This window comes from Halopseudomonas sp. MFKK-1 (assembly GCF_027474385.1).
In the GTDB taxonomy this organism is placed as follows: domain Bacteria; phylum Pseudomonadota; class Gammaproteobacteria; order Pseudomonadales; family Pseudomonadaceae; genus Halopseudomonas; species Halopseudomonas aestusnigri.
The window spans coordinates 3,381,754-3,399,496 of the sequence record NZ_CP114836.1 but is presented as its reverse complement, the minus strand read 5'-3'; the positions used below and the strand labels follow the sequence as shown (position 1 = coordinate 3,399,496).

Here is a 17,743-nt window from a genome sequence, read left to right as displayed (position 1 = left end):
AGAGCATGAACGGAAGGCGACCATTGCGGTCGCCTTTTTTATGTCTGGAGCAAACCAGGCGCGGCACATCGGTGCCTGCAGACGCCCTGGAGCGGGAGCGTCGGTGGATACGCTGCGCTTAATCCAGCCTACGGAACAGGACTGTGCGGTAGGGCAGAGCGAGCCAGCTACTGCGCAACGACCCTTTCAGTCAAACAAGCGCTTGGCAACGTCCCTGAAGTGGCTGGCAAAGTGCACGGTCATGCCTTCGCGCAGATACGCCGGCAGCTCCTCATAATCGCCACGGTTGGCCTCCGGCAGGATCAGTTCATGGATGCCCTGGCGCCGTGCGGCAATCACCTTCTCCCGAATGCCGCCCACCGGCAGCACATGCCCGGTCAGGGTAATTTCCCCGGTCATCGCCAGTCCGCTGCGCGGCGGTTGCTGGCGTGCCAGTGACAGCAACGCACTGGCAATGGTAATGCCGGCTGATGGGCCATCCTTGGGCGTGGCACCTTCGGGCACGTGCAGGTGAACGAAGGCTTCGTCGAAGAACGCGCGGTCGGCCTTATAGCTGGCCAGGTTGGCGCACAGGTAGCTGTAGGCGATTTCCGCCGATTCCTTCATCACGTCACCCAGCTGACCGGTCAGCTTGAAGCCGCGGTTCAGCGTGTGAATGCGGGTCGCCTCCACTGGCAATGTAGCGCCGCCCATCGAGGTCCAGGCGAGGCCGGTGATGATGCCGGTGCCCTTGAGCTGCTTCTCGGTGCGGAAGGCAGGCGTGCCGAGCAGCCTTTTCAGGTCAGCGGGCTTGATGCTGATACGCGTATCCGGCTCCTCCAGCAGCGTCACCACTGACTTGCGCACCAGCTTGCCAAGCTGTTTGTCCAGGTTGCGCACGCCGGCTTCGCGGGCGTAGCCCTCGATCACCTCGCGCAGAGCCTTGTCGCTGATGCGCAGCTGGCTCTTGCGCAGCCCGGCGCGCTCCAGCTGACGTGGCCAGAGGTGGTGTTTGGCGATCGCCAGTTTCTCTTCACTGATATAGCCGGACAGACGGATGACATCCATGCGATCGAGCAGTGGAGCAGGAATGCTGTCCAGCGTATTGGCGGTACAGACAAACAGGACGTTCGACAGGTCCAGACGCAGATCCAGGTAATGGTCGAGGAACTGGCTGTTCTGCTCCGGATCAAGCGTCTCCAGCAGCGCTGATGCGGGATCGCCCTGATGGCTGGCGCCGAGCTTGTCGATCTCGTCGAGCATGATCACCGGGTTCATCACGCCCACGTCCTTCAACGCCTGGACGAACTTGCCGGGCATGGCACCGATATAGGTGCGTCGATGGCCCTTGATTTCCGCCTCATCGCGCATGCCGCCGACGCTGAAGCGATAGAAGGGGCGGTCCAGGCTTTCCGCGATGGAGCGTCCGATGCTGGTTTTGCCAACGCCCGGCGGGCCCACCAGCAAAATGATCGAGCCGGAGATCGAGCCACGGAAGGCGCCAACCGCAAGGAACTCCAGAATGCGGCTTTTTACATCCTCAAGGCCGTCATGGTCACGGTCGAGGATGCGTCTTGCCCGTTTCAGATCGATCCGATCCGGGTGCACGATTCCCCAGGGCAGGGCGGTTGCCCAGTCCAGATAGTTGCGGGTAACGGCATACTCGGGCGAGCCGGTCTCCAGTACCGACAGCTTGTTCAGTTCCTCCTCAATCCGCTGGGCGGCGGCATCGGGCAGGGTTTTGCCCTCCAGGCGCTGACGGAACTGCTCGATGTCGGCTGTTCGGTCATCCTTCGACATGCCCAGCTCTTTCTGGATGATCTTCAACTGTTCCTTGAGGAAGAAGGTGCGTTGATGCTCGCCAATGTTGCGATTGACCTCGGCGGTGATTTCTCCCTGCAGGCGCGCTACATCGATTTCCTTGCGCAGCAGCACCAGCACCTTTTCCATCCGGCGCAGAATGCCGGTGGTGTCCAGGATGTCCTGCAGTTCAGGCCCCTTGGCGGAGGTCAGTGCAGCGGCAAAGTCTGACAGCGGCGACGGGTCGTTGGGGCTGAAACGGTTGAGGTAGTTCTTCAGCTCCTCGCTGTATAGGGGATTGAGCGGCAGCAGTTCCTTGATCGCGTTGATCAGCGCCATGGCATAGGCGCGCACCTCATCTCGCTCGTCGGCGGGCGAGTGCGGGTATTCGACTTCTACCAGATAGGGCGGCTTGTGGCTGAGCCATTGGGTAATACGAACCCGGCGCAGGCCCTGGGCAATAAACTGGATCTTGCCGTCTTCGCGCACGGCATGATGGATGCGAACGGCGCAGCCGGTAGTCGGCAAGTGATCCGGGTCGAGTTCACCATCGGCAGGCATGGGGCCGTCGACGTAGAACAGAGACAGCGCCTTGTGCTGGGTATTGGCGACCCGTTCTATAGTCTCGTGCCAGGGGGATTCATTAACCACCACCGGCATGACCTGAGCAGGGAAGAACGGCCGATTGTTTATCGGCAGCAAATACAGTTTGTCAGGCAGGTTCTGATCGGGCAGAACCAGCCCTGTACCGCGGGACTCTGCAGCATCCTCGGCGACGTGTTCAATGTAGTCGGTATCCTGATCGCTCATCGATTCACCTTCTATGGACATCTATTGGGGATGAGATGGCGACGCCGGGCGGCTATTTCAATAGCGGAAATTTGTTGCGGATTGTGGCAGCATGACAGCGTTCTTTCCGGATCGATGACGCCGTTGATGCGAACCCGCTTACTGGATCTTCCTGTACAAACCGCGATTCACGCCCATCCCGAGCACCAGCTGGTTGTCGGGTTGAGCGGCTGCGCGGATTTTGAAGTGCAAGGCCAGGGCGGCGCGGTGAATCGTTTGCATGCCTGCATTGTGCCGGGCGGGGAGGCGCATGCGTTCTCCGGCCGTGGCCAGAATCATATGTTGATCATGGATTTGCCCGGCGCTGGCCAAGAGCTTGGGCTGGGCGATGACCTGGCCCGCCTGTTCGAGCGGCCACGCTTTATGCAGCTTGATCATCGCATGCAGGGCCTGCTGGACTTTGCCCAGCATGCATTGACTGAACCCGCACCGGATCAGGATGGCCTTAACTGGCATCTTGGGGGTGTTCTGCTTGCGGCGCTGCAACGGCGCCTGTCAGACGGGTTGCCGCAGCCCACGCGGCGAACCGCACTGACGCCCGCAGAGCTTCAGCGACTTGATGCCTACATTCTGGCCAATCTCGACCACCCCATCAGTGTTGCCGCGCTGGCAGCGCAGGTCTGCGTGAGCAGCAGTCATTTTCATGCGCTGTTTCGTGAGTCGACGGGCATAACCCCGCATCAGCACGTGCTGTCCCTGCGTCTTCGCGAAGCGTCCCGACTGCTGCAGGAGACGGCAATGCCGGTCGCCGAGGTTGCCAGCCGCTGCGGCTTTTCCAGTCAGAGTGCGCTCAGCCACGCCGTGCGCCGCTACTGGGGACAGACGCCCCGGGGGTTGCGTCTCGGGCGCGCCTGAGTGTGTTGAATGGCGCAAGGCCGCGTGATTCCCTTGATATTGCTGACCAGTTTGGTCTTCCTGGCGCCGCTTCATCGCCACTATTTGCGAGCTGAATGGCACGCGCTGCTTCCGAGATTTTGACAAAAATCCCAGAGCTTTCCGCAAGATTCCGTCCGCCTGCGCTTCTACAGTCGAGCATCGGGCACTGTCGCTGCCCGTAAGCCGGTCGGCAAGCGCCCGGCTAAATCACAACAAACGGGATGATTCGTCCGATACGCCTGAATGGTCTAGGGTTGTAACAGGCGAACTCATATGTCCGCACATCAGTTGATGCGATGCCGGACAAATCCAGGAGCATGCCAGAATGTTTAAAGCCAGCGAGGTGCTGCAGGGCGATTTCCTGCGCAGCCAGCCAACGGAATTTCTGCACAAGGTCAGTGCCAATTACGCTGTTGATGAGGACAGCTATCTGCGTGAGTTGATCGAACTCGCGCAGGACCAGGATCTGAGTGCGATTACGCGCAAGGCCAGCCAGCTGATTGTGGATGTACGCAAGCGTGAAAACGCGGTCGACAGTATCGACGCGCTGCTGCAGCAGTACAGCCTGGATACCCAGGAAGGCATCATGCTCATGTGTCTGGCCGAGGCGCTGCTGCGCGTGCCGGATGCCGATACCGCCGATGCGCTGATCCGTGACAAGCTGAACGCTGCGCAGTGGGACCGTCACCTCGGACAGAGCGAGCATACGCTGGTGAACGCCGCGGCCTGGGGCCTGGTGATGACCGGCAAGGTGGTCAACATGGATCAGCGTCAGGATGGCACGCCGGGTACCGTGCTGGGGCGTCTGATCAAGCGCAGCGGTGAGCCGGTCATTCGCGCCGCCATGATGCAGGCGATGAAGATCATGGGGCGCCAGTTCGTGCTCGGGCGCACCATCACCGAAGCGTTGAAGAACGGCAAGCCGCAACGCGACCAGGGCTACACCTACTCCTTTGATATGCTCGGCGAGGCGGCGCTGACCCGTGCCGACGCCGAAAAGTATTTCCAGGACTACAGCAAGGCGATCGCCGCGCTGGTAGACGACAAATACAAGGGCCGCAGCCCGAAACCGACGATTTCGATCAAACTCTCCGCTTTGCATCCGCACTATGAAACCGCGCGCGAAGAGCAGGTGCTCAAAGAGTTGGGTGACAGTGTGCTGGCGCTGGTGCGGCAGGCACGCGTAGGCGACGTGGGTATTACCATCGACGCGGAAGAGGCTGACCGCCTGGAGCTGTCGCTGAAACTGTTCGAGCGCGTATATCGCCACCCGGATGTGCAGGGCTGGGGCAACTTCGGCCTCGTCGTACAAGCCTACTCCAAGCGCGCGTTGCCGGTGCTGTGCTGGCTGACGCTGGTTGCCCGCTCCCAGGGTGATCGTATTCCGGTGCGTCTGGTCAAGGGCGCCTACTGGGACTCCGAGATCAAGTGGTCGCAACAGGCTGGCCTCAGCAGCTACCCGGTATTTACCCGCAAGGAGGCGACCGATGTCTCCTATCTGGCATGTGCCCGCTACCTGCTCAGCCCGCTGACCGAAGGCCATATCTACCCGCAGTTTGCTACCCACAATGCGCACACCGTTACCTGCATTCTGGAGCTGGCGGGTCGCCGCGAGTTCGAGTTTCAGCGCCTGCACGGCATGGGTGATGCGCTGTATGACACGGTGATTGAGCAGGCCAAGTGCCCGGTGCGCATTTATGCGCCGGTAGGAGCCCACAAGGACCTGCTGCCGTATCTTGTTCGCCGCCTGCTTGAGAACGGCGCCAATTCGTCCTTTGTGCACAAGCTGGTTGACCCGCGTGTACCGGTCGACAGTCTGACGACTCATCCGGTTAACGCGCTCAAGCGTCATGCCTCGCTGGCCAATCCGCGCATTCCGCTGCCGCCTGCATTGTTTGGTGACGCGCGCCGAAACTCCCGCGGTGTGAACATGAACATCCTCAGCGAATGGCTGCCGTTGAAGGACGAGTTGGACAAGTGGTGGGATGCCCGCTGGAGCGGCGCTCCGCTGGTTAACGGCAAGCGTCTGCAAGGGGAGGGGCGCCCGGTCATGTGTCCCTACGAGCTGAGCCATCAGGTCGGTGAGGTGGTCTGGGCCTCGGCCGATCAGACCCGCTCCGCGATTGATAGCCTGAGCAGCGCCTTTGTGCGCTGGAATGCGACCCCGGTTGATGAGCGTGCAGCGATTCTTGAGCGTACCGCCGACAAGCTCGAAGAACACATGCCCGAGCTGATGGCCCTGTGTACCCGCGAGGCGGGCAAGCTGTTGCAGGACGGCATCGATGAAGTGCGTGAAGCAGTTGATTTCTGCCGCTTCTACGCCATGCAGGCGCGCCAGCGCTTCGCTACCATCACCCTGCCGGGGCCGACCGGTGAAAGCAACGAGCTGTATCTGCAAGGACGCGGCGTGTTTGCCTGTATCAGTCCGTGGAACTTTCCGCTGGCGATCTTCCTCGGTCAGGTCAGCGCGGCGCTGGTCTGCGGCAACACCGTGGTTGCCAAGCCGGCCGAGCAGACCAGTCTGGTTGCCGTACGCTGCGTTGAGCTGATGCATGAAGCCGGCCTGCCGGGTGACGTGCTGGCACTGTTGCCGGGTGATGGGGCACAGGTTGGTAGCGTCATCACGTCCGACCCGCGTATCGCCGGTGTGGCCTTCACCGGCTCCACCCAGACAGCCCATGTGATCAACCGCGCGCTGGCCGCCCGCAACGGCGCGATTGCGCCGATGATCGCCGAGACCGGTGGTCAGAACGCTATGATTGTCGACTCCACTGCCTTGCCCGAGCAGGTGGTCAACGATGTGGTGCACTCGGCGTTCCAGAGCGCCGGTCAGCGCTGCTCTGCGTTGCGCGTGCTGTTTGTGCAGGAAGACATCGCCGAGCGAGTTATCGAACTGCTTAAGGGGGCGATGGCCGAGCTGCATGTGGGTGATCCTGCACGTCGAGACACCGATGTTGGCCCGGTGATCGACGCTGATGCCCGTGACGGGCTGCTCAAGCATATTCGAGAAATGAAACAGGCCGGACGTCTGATCGCCGAGACACCGGTACCCGAATCGCTGAACGGTCACTTCGTGGCGCCGGTCGCTTTCCGTCTCGACAGCATCAACGAGCTGAGCGAGGAGCATTTTGGCCCGGTTCTTCACGTTGTAACCTGGCGCGCACGGGATCTCGACAAGATCATCGATGACATCAACGCGACCGGTTTTGGTCTGACCCTCGGCGTACATACGCGTAACGAGGATACCGCAGAGCATATCGACGCACGGGTGCGCATCGGCAACGTCTACATCAATCGCAACCAGATCGGTGCGGTTGTCGGGGTGCAACCTTTCGGTGGTCAGGGCCTCTCCGGCACTGGTCCCAAGGCGGGTGGTCCGCATTATCTGCTACGGTTTGTCACGGAGCGTACGCGAACCATCAACACTACGGCGGTAGGTGGTAATGCCAGTCTGCTTTCACTTGGTGACGGGGAGCCCTGAGGCGGCGGCGACTGGCGAAAAGAAGCAACAGGGATGAATCAGCAGCACGGACAGTTCAGCAACCATAGATGCGTGAACCGGTTAGTTGGGTGACAATAGCCACCTGCTCGCGGATCGGGTTACCCCCGGCCCGCGAGAACCATTCACGAATCTCCAAGAGAGAGAATAAAAATGGAAGGTAATACTGCAGTCGTTACGGCGACGTTTATCGTGTACATCGGGGTGATGCTCGCACTGGGCTATATCGCCTACAAGCGCACCACCAACCTGTCGGATTACATTTTGGGGGGCCGCTCGTTGGGCCCGGGCACGGCGGCATTGTCTGCCGGCGCATCGGATATGAGTGGCTGGCTGCTGCTGGGCTTGCCCGGTTATGCGCTGTCAGCCGGTTACGAGGCATCCTGGATTGCCATCGGTCTGTTGCTGGGGACTTGGGCAAACTGGTTGATCGTGGCGCGCCGTCTGCGGGTTTACTCGCACCTGGCCAGTGACTCACTGACGCTGCCGGCTTACTTCGAGAACCGTTTCGAAGACAACAGCCGGATGCTGCGGGTTATCTCGGCCGTGTTCATCCTGTTGTTCTTCCTGTTCTACACCAGTTCCGGTCTGGTCGCAGCCGGCAAGCTGTTCGAGAGCACCTTCGGCTTTGGTTACGAGCTCGCAGTTGTCATCGGCACGCTGGCGATTATCTCCTACACCTTCTTCGGCGGGTTTCTCGCGGTATCCTGGACCGACGTTATTCAGGGTCTGCTGATGGCCGCAGCGCTGATTGTCGTGCCGGTTATGGCACTCAACGTCGTGGGTGGATGGGATGCAGTGCACGGAGCCATGGAAGCACGCAACCCTGAACTGCTGAACCTCTGGACCAACGTAGAAGGCGAGCCGCTGGGCTTTATCGCCATTATTTCCCTGCTGGGCTGGGGTCTTGGCTATTTCGGTCAGCCGCACATTCTCGCGCGCTTCAAGGCGATCGAGAGTGATGCCGCACTGCCGACCGCCCGCCGCATCGCGGTCCTGTGGTCCGGCGTGTGCCTGCTGGCAGCGCTGGTGATCGGCTGGATCGGCATCGGTTACTTCGGTGAAGAAGGGCTGGCGGACGCCGAGACCGTGTTCCTCGCCCTGGTTCAGGCGCTGATGCATCCGCTGGTTGCGGGTATCCTGTTGGCTGCGGTGCTGGCTGCCATCATGTCCACTGCCGACTCCCAGCTGCTGGTATCGTCCTCTGCTCTGGCCGAAGATTTCTACAAGGCACTGTTCCGTCGTGATGCGTCACAGCAGGAGCTGGTCTGGGTTGGTCGCGCGGCGGTTGTGGGTATCGCAGCGCTGGCTCTGGTCTTCGCTTTCAACCCTGAAAGTACCGTACTGGGTCTGGTGTCCTACGCGTGGGCCGGGTTTGGCGCCGCCTTCGGGCCGGCGATCATTCTGTCGCTGTTCTGGCGCCGGATGAATCGCTTTGGTGCGCTGGCCGGTATCATTGTTGGTGGCGTTACCGTGGTGGTGTGGAAGCAGATCGATACCATCGGTCTTTACGAAATCATCCCCGGTTTCATCCTTGCCACCATCGCCATTGTGGTGGTGACCCTGATCACCCCGGCTCCGGAAGGCAAGGTAGCCGATCAATTCGACGACATGGCTTCACGGTTCTGATCGTCTGAACGTAAAAAACCGCCGCACCCACAAGGGCCGGCGGTTTTTTTATGCTTGCGCTGCAGTGCCTAACCGCTGCACACGGTCAGCAGGAAGGTGTATTCCTCGGCAATGTCGCGCATGGCCTGGTAGCGGCCGCTGGCGCCGCCGTGCCCCGCGCTCATCTGCGTGCGCAGCAGCAGCGGTGCCTGATTGCTGCGTGTGGAACGCAACCGCGCAACCCACTTGGCCGCTTCCCAGTACTGCACGCGCACGTCATGGTAACCCGCGGTCACAAACAGGGCAGGGTAGGCCTTGGCGCCAACATTCTCGTAGGGTGCATAACCCTTGATGCGTGCGGCAACCTCCGGCTCGTTGGGATCGCCCCACTCTTCGTATTCACCGATAGTCAGCGGCAACTCCGGGTTGTTCATGGTGTTCCAGACATCCACGAACGGCACGTCTGCTACGGCTGCACGAAACAGCTCCGGGCGCTGGTTGATGACATTGCCGATCAGCAGGCCACCGGCACTGCCTCCAGCAATGACCAGGTGGCCGGGATCCGTTTTGCCTTGCTCGATCAGTTGCTCTGCGCAGCGGATAAAATCACTGAACGTATTGCCCTTGTGCTCCAGCTTACCCTGCTGATACCAGTACTCGCCCATTTCTGCGCCGCCGCGAACGTGCGCTATCGCAAAGCGCCAGCCGCGATCCAGCAGTGACAACCGGGCGTGGGAGAACCACGGGTCCATAGATGCGCCGTAAGCACCGTAGCCATATAGATAAAGCGGACCGCTGCCGCTTGCATCGCTGCGCTCGATCAGGCTGACGGGAATGCGGGCACCGTCGTCAGCAATAGCCCAGAGTCGTTCGACCCGGTAGGCCTCTGCATCGAAGGGGCCCTCAACCGGTGTTTGCTTCAGCACCGTTTGCTCGCCGCTCTTGAGATTCAGAGCGCGAATCTCGGCCGGTCGATTCAGCGACTCATAGCGCAGTCGAACCTGCGGGCTCTGGTACTCCTCGCCGGACTGCACATGGAGGCTGTAGGCAGCATCTGGCATCTGTACCTGATACGCGTCTGCGCCAACCGGCAGGACATCCAGCCGGCAAAGGCCATCGCATCGATACTGGAGAATCAGCGCGTCGCGCTGTACCTCGACATCCTCCAGGGTATGCGCCGGATCTGCAGGGCACAGTAGCCGCCAGTTCGACTGACCCGGTGTGGCCGGATCACAGCAGTAGAGACCAAAGTTCTCTCCCGCACTGTTGCTGCGAATAATGAAACCCTGCTCACCATGGTCTGCGTCGTATTCGTGGCCTGTCTGTCGAGCGGCCAGACACTCCAGAGCCGCTTCCGGTCGGTCCGCCGGCAGAAAGTGCACCTCACCGGTGTTCTTGCTGCTGCTGGAGACGCAGATAAAGTGTTCGGAACTGCTGCGATAGACCGAGAGATAGAACAGCGCGTCCGGCTCGTCAAAGACCCTGACCGGCTCTTCGTCTCGACGCAGACGCCAGAGGTGAGCCGGGCGTGCGCTGTCATCCAGACTGATGGCGAACAGCGTGCGGTTATCGTTGGCCCAGCACAGGTTGCCACCGGCATTCTCCAGTGGCAGGGAGTAGATTTCATCATTCAGCAATGAGCGAACGTAAAGCTGATATACCTCGTTACCCTGGGTGTCCAGACTGTAGGCCAGCCAGTGCTGGTCCGGACTGACGCTGAAGTCGCCAAGCTCGAGAAAATCTTCATTTTCGGCGAGCTGATTCAGGTCCAGCAGCAACTGTTCGGTGCTGGTGTCGATGTGCAGGCTCTGGTCGGCCGGCCGGCGGCAGCGGTAGTAGCGCGGATACTCGGCGCCGGCTTCGGTGCGCTGATAATACAGCCAGGCGCCCTTGGGGCTGGGCAGGCCCAGATCGGTCTCCCGGATGCGCCCACGAATCTCCTGAAACAGCTGTTCGCGAAGCTCGGCATGGGGCGCCATCCAGGCGTCGGTGTGCTCATTCTCCGCCTGCAGATATTGGATGACCTCTGGTGTGTCGCGCTGCTCGAGCCAGCGGTAGGGATCTTCACCGGACTCGCGGCGGGCGATGGGTTGGTGCAGTTCAGGACTCATGGGCTAAAAACCGTTATCATGGCGCGGTTGATTTGATCGGACGGATGGCAGGCAATGTTCAACGAAGCAGAATATCAGACGGTCTGGTGGATCTATCTGGCGACGGCGGCAGGGTGCTGGCTTGTCTGGTGGAAGCTGACTGCTCTGACCCGCTGGTGGCTTATTCGTGAGCCGCTTTGTCTGGCCATGGCGGTCTTGCTGTTTACACCGGTTTCCGTCGAGGCTGACGGGACCTGGATGGCTCCGGCCACCCTGATCTATCTGCTCGATACGTTTCTGTCTACCGGTGAGAACCAGTCGCGCGTGCTTGGCGAGCTCAGCCTGGTGATGACGCTGGCGTTTGCCTGCTATGTGCCGGTTGCGGCGGTCCGCCTTGCAGTCCAGCGTTGGTGGCGCCGGCGTCATCCACAGGAAGACGAGCCGGCCGCCGCCGACGCCTGATCCCTTATTCTCCGTTGCGAGCCTCATACATCATGCGTGCCAGACGCATGATCTGCTCCTGGAATTCGGTACGCTGAGCGTCGGTCATAGGGCACATGTTCAGTTGCTCGAACAGACGATAACCCCGTACCGAGAAAAACAGGATGGCCGCCTGGGCTAGCCCCAGGGGAGACTTCTCCAGAATATCGAACAGCCCCTGGACGTTATCCGAGCTGGTCTGCAGCAAGGCCGGATTGCTGGCGGCGGCAGCGAAAATGGCCGAGTCCAGGTTCTTTTCCTCGCTGGATTCGCTCATGTTGCTGAGCAGCAATGCCTTGAGTTCGCGCATGGGCTCGTCGGGCAATACGCTTTCATAGGCGCCCCAGCGCACGCGAAAACGCTCAAGACGGTATTCGATCATGGCGCTCAGCAGCGCTTCGCGGTCGGGGAACATTTGTTGCAGCGTGGCTTCATCAATTTTGCTGCGTTCGCTCAGGCTGGCGAAGGTCAGTTGCGACGCGCCCAATTCACTGACGATCGCTTCTGCGGCACGAAAAATGATGACCTTGAGTGCATCCGGGTTCTGACTGCTGGGCGTGGTTTCCACTGGTAACCCCCTGTGACTGACGTTCCTGCTCGCGGCCGATTCTGGTCGGGCGAGGGTAAAACGAGGCTGTTAGACGTGTTGCATCCGCGGGATACCCCGGGCGGCAGCAGGGGTGTCGGATGGCTTTTATGCCGCATAGGGTACGCGGTCGGGACGGCGGAGGCGAGTAGTTTTTAGCATTCTGCAGGCAACAAAAAACCCGGCCTGAGCCGGGTTTTTTTATTCAGTTCTCGGATTAACCGATGATCTGAATGTTTGCAGCCTGCTTGCCTTTCGGACCAGTGGTCACGTCAAAGGACACCTTCTGGTTCTCAGCCAGGGACTTGAAGCCCTGAACCTTGATCTCGGAGAAGTGGGCGAACAGGTCGTCTCCACCGCCATCCGGAGTGATGAAACCAAAACCTTTAGTGTCGTTGAACCACTTAACTGTACCAGTTGCCATTTCAGATAATTCCTATCAAATTGAAATACTTGAGCTTGCACTCAATTAAAGCGTGGGAATCAAAGATCACGAGAATGACAAACTTACGTACTGAAAAGTGCGCTTGCAGCCTACAACTCTATCTCTTGAAAACCTACGCGCTCACTCTGCGCCTTTCAGGGGGACAAGTCAAGACCTCAACAAGACCCCGTCACGGCGCGAATAAACGAAATTGAGTATACGACAGATTCAGGAAATGGCACGTCTTTCAAGATTTTTTTTCAGTAAGCCGGAAATGCCCGTTTTACGCGCCTTGCGTGGCGCGTCGGTAGGGGTAGACATCCAGTACCTGGCCCGCGCGAATCTGCTCCTGCAGGCCTTGCCAGTACCCGGCGTCGAACAGGTCACCGTGCAATCTGGAGAACAGTCTGCGCTGGTGCAGATCGGCAAACAGGAAAACCGGAAACTCTTCGGGGAACACGTCATTTGGTGATACCGAATACCAGGGTTCCGACGCCATTTCCTGTTCCGGGTAAAGCGCTTCCGGAATGACTCGAAAGTTAACCTCGGTCAGATAACTGATTTCGTCGTAGTCATAAAACACTACGCGGCCATGGCGGGTAACACCAAAATTCTTCAACAGCATGTCGCCGGGGAAAATATTGGCAGCGGCCAGTTCCTTGATCGCCTTGCCATAATCGAGCAAAGCGTCGTGAGTCTGCTGTTCGCTGGCATTTTCCAGATAGATGTTCAGTGGCGTCATGCGGCGCTCGGTCCAGCAGTGCCGGATCAGAATGGTATCGCCTTCCTCAATGACGGTTGACGCGGCGACCTCCAGCAGCTCTTGCAGGCATTCGGGGTCGAAGCGATCACGCGGAAAGCGAAAATCGGCAAATTCCTGGGTGTCTGCCATGCGACCGACGCGATCGTGACGTTTAACCAGTCGGTATTTCTCGATGACGGTAGCCCGTTCGATGTTCTTCGAGGGGGCAAATCGGTCCTTGATAATCTTGAAGACCGTATTGAAGCCCGGCAGGGTAAATACGCTCATTACCATGCCGCGTACCCCGGGCGCCATGATAAACCGGTCATCCGAATTGGCCAGGTGGGCGATCAGCGAACGGTAAAACTCGGACTTGCCCTGCTTGTAGAAACCGATGGCGGTATAAAGCTCGGCCAGATGCTTGCCGGGCAGCAGGCGTTTCACGAAGGCGATCAGCTCACTGGGTACCGCACATTCGACCATGAAATAGGAGCGGGTGAAGGAGAAGATGATCGAAACGTCCGACTCATCGGTGATCACGGTATCGACGCTGATGCCCTGGTGCTCGCGGTTGACCAGCGGCAGCACAAAGGGCCATTGCTCCTGTTGGCTGATCAGGCGTCCGACCAGGTAGGCTCCCTTGTTGCGGTAGAACACACTCTGCACCATCTCGGCGGTCAGTCCGCGATCCATCTGCGCCCAGTCAGGCAGCCCCTGCTGCAGCTCACTGACAATCATCTCGACATCCCGGGTCATGTCTTCCCAGGGCACATCGAAGCTGTATTCACTGAGAATCTGGTGGGCCAGCCCCTGCAGCGACCCCTCGGAGATGAAGCCACGGGTCAGGGTGATGCGTGAGGGCGGGCGGCTAACCGGCCGGGTGCTATGGACGAACATGGTTTCGTCGCTGATCTGGTCGTGCTGATGCAGGCTGCAGAATACCGAGTTGAACCAGGTCTCTGCGAGTTCGTCGTCAAAGCGCTGATCAATCAGGGTAATGTAGGAGAGGCGAACATCGGGCCAGGCCGCGACATTGCGCACCTGCTCGCCAAGTTCGGATGCGGCAAGACGTTCAGCGGTGTCCTGTACCTGTTCTTCGTAGGCGTTGATCCGCAGGGTAGAGGCTTCCTGAATGTCGTTCCAGCGGGCTTGCTCGAAGCGCGCTCGGGCGCCGGCGGTCAGGTCGCGAAAGATGCGACGGTAGCGGTCAAAGCCGGAAAGAATCTGCTGAGCTATCTGATCGGAAGCCTGGGACATGAGAGCGCCTGCGGGTAGGGGAGCGAATGCCCGCAGCATAGCCAGTCAGGGGCAGACTGGGAAGGGTGTGCTGCGATCCGCCGCACCGTGTCAGGGTGCGGCGGGCGCGGCTGTTACTGCACGGTTTCCTGATCGGTGAACAGGTCGCTGAACAGCATGGTGGACAGGTAGCGCTCGCCGGAATCCGGCAGGACGACGACGATGGTTTTGCCTTGCATCGCTGGCTCCTCTGCGACCCGCACTGCTGCCGCCATGGCCGCACCGCAGGAAATGCCGACCAGAATGCCTTCCTCGCGCATCAGGCGCAGCGCCATGTCCTTGGCTTCGTCATCACTGACCTGTTCAACGCGATCAACCATGCCCAGATCAAGGTTGGCAGGCACGAAGCCGGCACCAATGCCCTGGATCTTGTGCGGGCTGGGTTTGACCTCATCACCCTGCAGCGTCTGGGTGATTACCGGGGAGGTCGCCGGTTCAACCGCGATAGACGTTATCTTCTTGCCGCAGGTCAGCTTGATGTAGCGAGAAATGCCGGTAATGGTACCGCCGGTGCCGACGCCGGCGACCAGCACGTCAATGCTGCCGTCGGTGTCGTTCCAGATTTCCGGACCGGTGGTCTTTTCGTGAATGGCCGGGTTGGCCGGGTTCTCGAACTGCTGCAGCAGAATGTATTGCTCCGGGTGCTGGGTGGCCAGCTCCTGTGCCTTTTCGATAGCACCCTTCATGCCCTTGGCCGGATCGGTCAGTACCAACTCGGCACCCAGCGCCTTGAGTACCTTGCGGCGCTCCAGACTCATTGAGGCAGGCATGGTCAGCACCAGCTTGTAGCCGCGGGCGGCTGCAACGAATGCCAGGCCGATGCCGGTGTTGCCAGAGGTTGGCTCGACAATGGTCATGCCCGGCTTCAGGCGGCCGCTGGATTCGGCATCCCAGATCATGCTTGCGCCGATACGGCACTTGACCGAATAGGCAGGGTTGCGGCCTTCGATCTTGGCCAGAATGGTCACGCCCTTCGGGCCGAGGCGATTGATACGAACCAGCGGCGTGTTGCCGATGGCCTGGGAGTTGTCTGCGAAGATGCGGCTCATGGCACGACTCCTTGTTGTAAATGCTGCAGGGCAGGGGGGGATCAGGCCAATCAGCCTATGCCGGGCGCCGGCACCCGTCAATGCGATGCGCGGTGCTTTCGGGGGCGGTGGTGGCGCAAATCTCGTCGCCAATAATGAAGGGGTATCAGCCAGCCTTTGGTTGTGCCATGTCGCGTTTACAGTGAAAATCGTCGCAAGCTATAGTGCTTGATCCATTTTTCGTGCAATGCCTGGTCTCTATTACACCGGGCTCCGGCCCAAGGAACACTCAGATGAAGTTCGAAGGTACTCAGTCCTACGTCGCAACCGACGACCTCAAACTGGCGGTTAACGCTGCCATTACCCTGGAACGCCCGCTGCTGATCAAGGGCGAGCCGGGCACGGGTAAAACCATGCTGGCCGAGCAACTGGCCGAGTCCATGGGCGCCAAGCTGATTACCTGGCACATCAAATCCACCACCAAGGCGCATCAGGGGCTGTACGAGTATGACGCGGTAAGTCGTCTGCGTGATTCCCAGTTGGGCGTCGACAAGGTGCATGACGTTGCCAACTACATCAAGAAAGGCAAGCTCTGGGAAGCGTTCGAGTCCGAAGAGCGTGCCATTCTGCTGATCGATGAAATCGACAAGGCCGACATCGAGTTCCCGAACGACCTGCTGCAGGAACTCGACAAGATGGAGTTCTACGTTTACGAGACCAATCAGACCATCAAGGCCAAGCAGCGCCCGATCATCATCATTACCTCCAATAACGAGAAAGAGCTGCCGGACGCCTTCCTGCGTCGTTGCTTCTTCCACTACATTGCCTTCCCGGATCGCGAGACCATGAAGAAGATTGTGGAAGTGCATTTCCCGAAGATCGAGCAGACACTGCTGTCCGAAGCCATGGATATCTTCTTCGATGTGCGCAAGGTACCCGGTATTAAGAAGAAGCCGTCTACCTCCGAGCTGGTTGACTGGCTGAAGCTGCTGATGGCTGATCAGATTCCCGAGGCCGTTCTGCGTGACCGCGATCCGACCAAGGCGATTCCGCCGCTGTACGGTGCGCTGGTCAAGAACGAACAGGATGTCCAGCTGCTGGAACGCCTCGCCTTCATGACGCGTCGTCAGAACCGTTAAGAGGGAGGTGCCCGATGTTACTGGGCCTGTTCAATGAGATGCGGGCAGCCAAGGTACCGGTCTCGGTACGTGAGCTGCTCGACCTGATCAACGCGTTGAAGCACCACGTCGTGTTCGCCGATATGGACGAGTTCTACTATCTGGCGCGTACGGTCATGGTCAAGGACGAGCGGCACTTCGACAAGTTCGATCGTGCCTTTGGCGCCTATTTCAAGGGGCTGGAAAACCTCGATCAACTGATTGAGGCGATGATCCCCGACGACTGGCTGCGCAAGGAATTCGAGCGCATGCTGACCGAGGAGGAAAAAGCCAAGATCCAGACGCTCGGCGGTCTTGACAAGCTGATCGAGGAGTTCAAAAAGCGCCTCGAAGAGCAGAAAGAGCGCCACGAGGGCGGCAACAAGTGGGTCGGGACCGGCGGCACCAGTCCCTTTGGTTCCGGTGGCTTCAACCCTGAGGGTATTCGCGTCGGCGACGCCGGAAAGCGCCAGGGCAAGGCGGTCAAGGTCTGGGATCAGCGCGAATACAAGAACCTGGATGATCAGGTCGAGCTGGGGACACGCAATATCAAGGTGGCGCTGCGTCGCCTGCGCAAATTCGCGCGTCAGGGCGCTGCAGACGAACTGGACATTGACGGCACCATCGACCACACCGCCAAGGATGCGGGTCTGCTGAATATCCAGATGCGTCCGGAGCGGCGTAACGCGGTCAAGCTGCTGCTGTTGTTCGATATCGGCGGCTCGATGGATGCGCACATCAAGGTGTGCGAAGAGTTGTTCTCCGCCTGCCGTACCGAGTTCAAGCACCTGGAGTATTACTACTTCCATAACTGCGTCTATGAGTCGGTGTGGAAGAACAACATGCGTCGCACCAGCGAGCGCACCTCGACGCTGGACCTGCTGCACAAGTACGGTCCGGACTACAAGGTGGTGTTTGTCGGAGACGCGGCCATGGCGCCCTACGAAATCACTCAGCCGGGCGGCAGCGTAGAGCACTGGAACGAAGAGGCGGGCTACGTCTGGATTCAGCGCTTCATGGAAAAGTACAAGAAGCTCATCTGGATTAACCCGTACCCGAAGGATGCCTGGGAATACACCTCATCAACCAAGCTGATTCGCGAGCTGGTCGAGGACAAGATGTACCCCTTGACCCTGCAGGGTCTGGAAGATGGGATGAAGTACCTCAGCAAGTAGGCGGCGGCTTCGCCGCCGCAGCCAGAAGCTGCAAGCTATAAGCCACAAGCAGTCCCTGCAGGGGCTGCTTGAGGCGGCTGATTCGGCACATTCGCTTCCAGCTCCAAAACAAAACCCGGCACAAGGCCGGGTTTGTTTTTAGCTTGAGGCTTGC

General features: G+C 59.6%; 12 protein-coding genes. 6 read left to right on the top strand and 6 right to left on the bottom strand.

The annotated features are described in order from the left end of the window. Positions 1-186: 186 nt before the first annotated feature. Entirely contained in the window at positions 187-2,589 is a 2,403-nt protein-coding gene (gene lon, locus O5O48_RS15700) for an endopeptidase La (protein ID WP_269687557.1), read from the bottom strand. 126 nt (positions 2,590-2,715) lie between these two features. On the opposite strand from lon, the gene O5O48_RS15695 reads away from it, so the two are divergent. From O5O48_RS15695 to putP, 3 genes are all read left to right on the top strand, one after another. Continuing rightward, positions 2,716-3,483, top strand: a complete 768-nt coding sequence (locus O5O48_RS15695) for a helix-turn-helix domain-containing protein (RefSeq protein WP_434006945.1) — start codon at positions 2,716-2,718, stop codon at positions 3,481-3,483. 346 nt (positions 3,484-3,829) lie between these two features. Next, a complete protein-coding gene (gene putA / locus O5O48_RS15690) occupies positions 3,830-6,985 on the top strand; it encodes a bifunctional proline dehydrogenase/L-glutamate gamma-semialdehyde dehydrogenase PutA (protein WP_269687555.1) in 3,156 nt (1,051 codons plus the stop codon). Positions 6,986-7,156: 171 nt separating this feature from the next. Then, a complete protein-coding gene (gene putP / locus O5O48_RS15685; protein ID WP_228246509.1) occupies positions 7,157-8,632 on the top strand; it encodes a sodium/proline symporter PutP in 1,476 nt (491 codons plus the stop codon). 68 nt (positions 8,633-8,700) lie between these two features. On the opposite strand, the gene O5O48_RS15680 is transcribed toward putP, so the two are convergent. Further along, positions 8,701-10,722 carry a S9 family peptidase gene (locus tag O5O48_RS15680; protein WP_228246508.1) on the bottom strand — a complete coding sequence of 674 codons (2,022 nt, stop codon included), beginning with the start codon at positions 10,720-10,722 and terminating at the stop codon, positions 8,701-8,703. Between the two features lie 54 nt (positions 10,723-10,776). On the opposite strand from O5O48_RS15680, the gene O5O48_RS15675 reads away from it, so the two are divergent. After that, the gene (locus tag O5O48_RS15675; RefSeq protein WP_088275130.1) at positions 10,777-11,163 is read left to right on the top strand and encodes an MFS transporter; all 387 of its coding nucleotides are present in this window, start codon (positions 10,777-10,779) and stop codon (positions 11,161-11,163) included. 4 nt (positions 11,164-11,167) lie between these two features. Here O5O48_RS15675 and O5O48_RS15670 read toward each other — a convergent pair whose 3' ends face one another. The 4 genes from O5O48_RS15670 to cysK form a co-directional block, all read right to left on the bottom strand. Beyond that, the gene (locus O5O48_RS15670; protein WP_269687554.1) at positions 11,168-11,749 is read right to left on the bottom strand and encodes a TetR/AcrR family transcriptional regulator; all 582 of its coding nucleotides are present in this window, start codon (positions 11,747-11,749) and stop codon (positions 11,168-11,170) included. 235 nt (positions 11,750-11,984) lie between these two features. Continuing rightward, a complete protein-coding gene (locus O5O48_RS15665; RefSeq protein WP_083727464.1) occupies positions 11,985-12,191 on the bottom strand; it encodes a cold-shock protein in 207 nt (68 codons plus the stop codon). Positions 12,192-12,474: 283 nt separating this feature from the next. Then, positions 12,475-14,190, bottom strand: coding sequence for a bifunctional isocitrate dehydrogenase kinase/phosphatase (gene aceK, locus O5O48_RS15660; protein ID WP_269687553.1), 1,716 nt, complete (start codon positions 14,188-14,190; stop codon positions 12,475-12,477). Positions 14,191-14,303: 113 nt separating this feature from the next. After that, complete coding sequence (cysK, locus tag O5O48_RS15655) at positions 14,304-15,278, bottom strand: cysteine synthase A (RefSeq protein WP_228246506.1); 975 nt, start codon at positions 15,276-15,278, stop codon at positions 14,304-14,306. Between the two features lie 272 nt (positions 15,279-15,550). On the opposite strand from cysK, the gene O5O48_RS15650 reads away from it, so the two are divergent. After that, a complete protein-coding gene (locus tag O5O48_RS15650) occupies positions 15,551-16,396 on the top strand; it encodes an AAA family ATPase (RefSeq protein WP_104739552.1) in 846 nt (281 codons plus the stop codon). Positions 16,397-16,410: 14 nt separating this feature from the next. Beyond that, positions 16,411-17,589: a vWA domain-containing protein gene (locus O5O48_RS15645; protein ID WP_088275120.1), complete on the top strand. Its 1,179-nt coding sequence runs from the start codon at positions 16,411-16,413 to the stop codon at positions 17,587-17,589. The last annotated feature ends 154 nt before the right edge of the window (positions 17,590-17,743 follow it).

Coding starts and splice junctions, on each gene's coding strand:
- putP (WP_228246509.1), top strand. CDS start 7,157: ATGGAAGGTAATACTGCAGTCGTTACGGCGACGTTTATCGTGTACATC.
- O5O48_RS15680 (WP_228246508.1), bottom strand. CDS start 10,722: ATGAGTCCTGAACTGCACCAACCCATCGCCCGCCGCGAGTCCGGTGAA.
- O5O48_RS15675 (WP_088275130.1), top strand. CDS start 10,777: ATGTTCAACGAAGCAGAATATCAGACGGTCTGGTGGATCTATCTGGCG.
- O5O48_RS15665 (WP_083727464.1), bottom strand. CDS start 12,191: ATGGCAACTGGTACAGTTAAGTGGTTCAACGACACTAAAGGTTTTGGT.
- putA (WP_269687555.1), top strand. CDS start 3,830: ATGTTTAAAGCCAGCGAGGTGCTGCAGGGCGATTTCCTGCGCAGCCAG.
- cysK (WP_228246506.1), bottom strand. CDS start 15,278: ATGAGCCGCATCTTCGCAGACAACTCCCAGGCCATCGGCAACACGCCG.
- O5O48_RS15645 (WP_088275120.1), top strand. CDS start 16,411: ATGTTACTGGGCCTGTTCAATGAGATGCGGGCAGCCAAGGTACCGGTC.
- lon (WP_269687557.1), bottom strand. CDS start 2,589: ATGAGCGATCAGGATACCGACTACATTGAACACGTCGCCGAGGATGCT.
- aceK (WP_269687553.1), bottom strand. CDS start 14,190: ATGTCCCAGGCTTCCGATCAGATAGCTCAGCAGATTCTTTCCGGCTTT.
- O5O48_RS15650 (WP_104739552.1), top strand. CDS start 15,551: ATGAAGTTCGAAGGTACTCAGTCCTACGTCGCAACCGACGACCTCAAA.
- O5O48_RS15695 (WP_434006945.1), top strand. CDS start 2,716: ATGCGAACCCGCTTACTGGATCTTCCTGTACAAACCGCGATTCACGCC.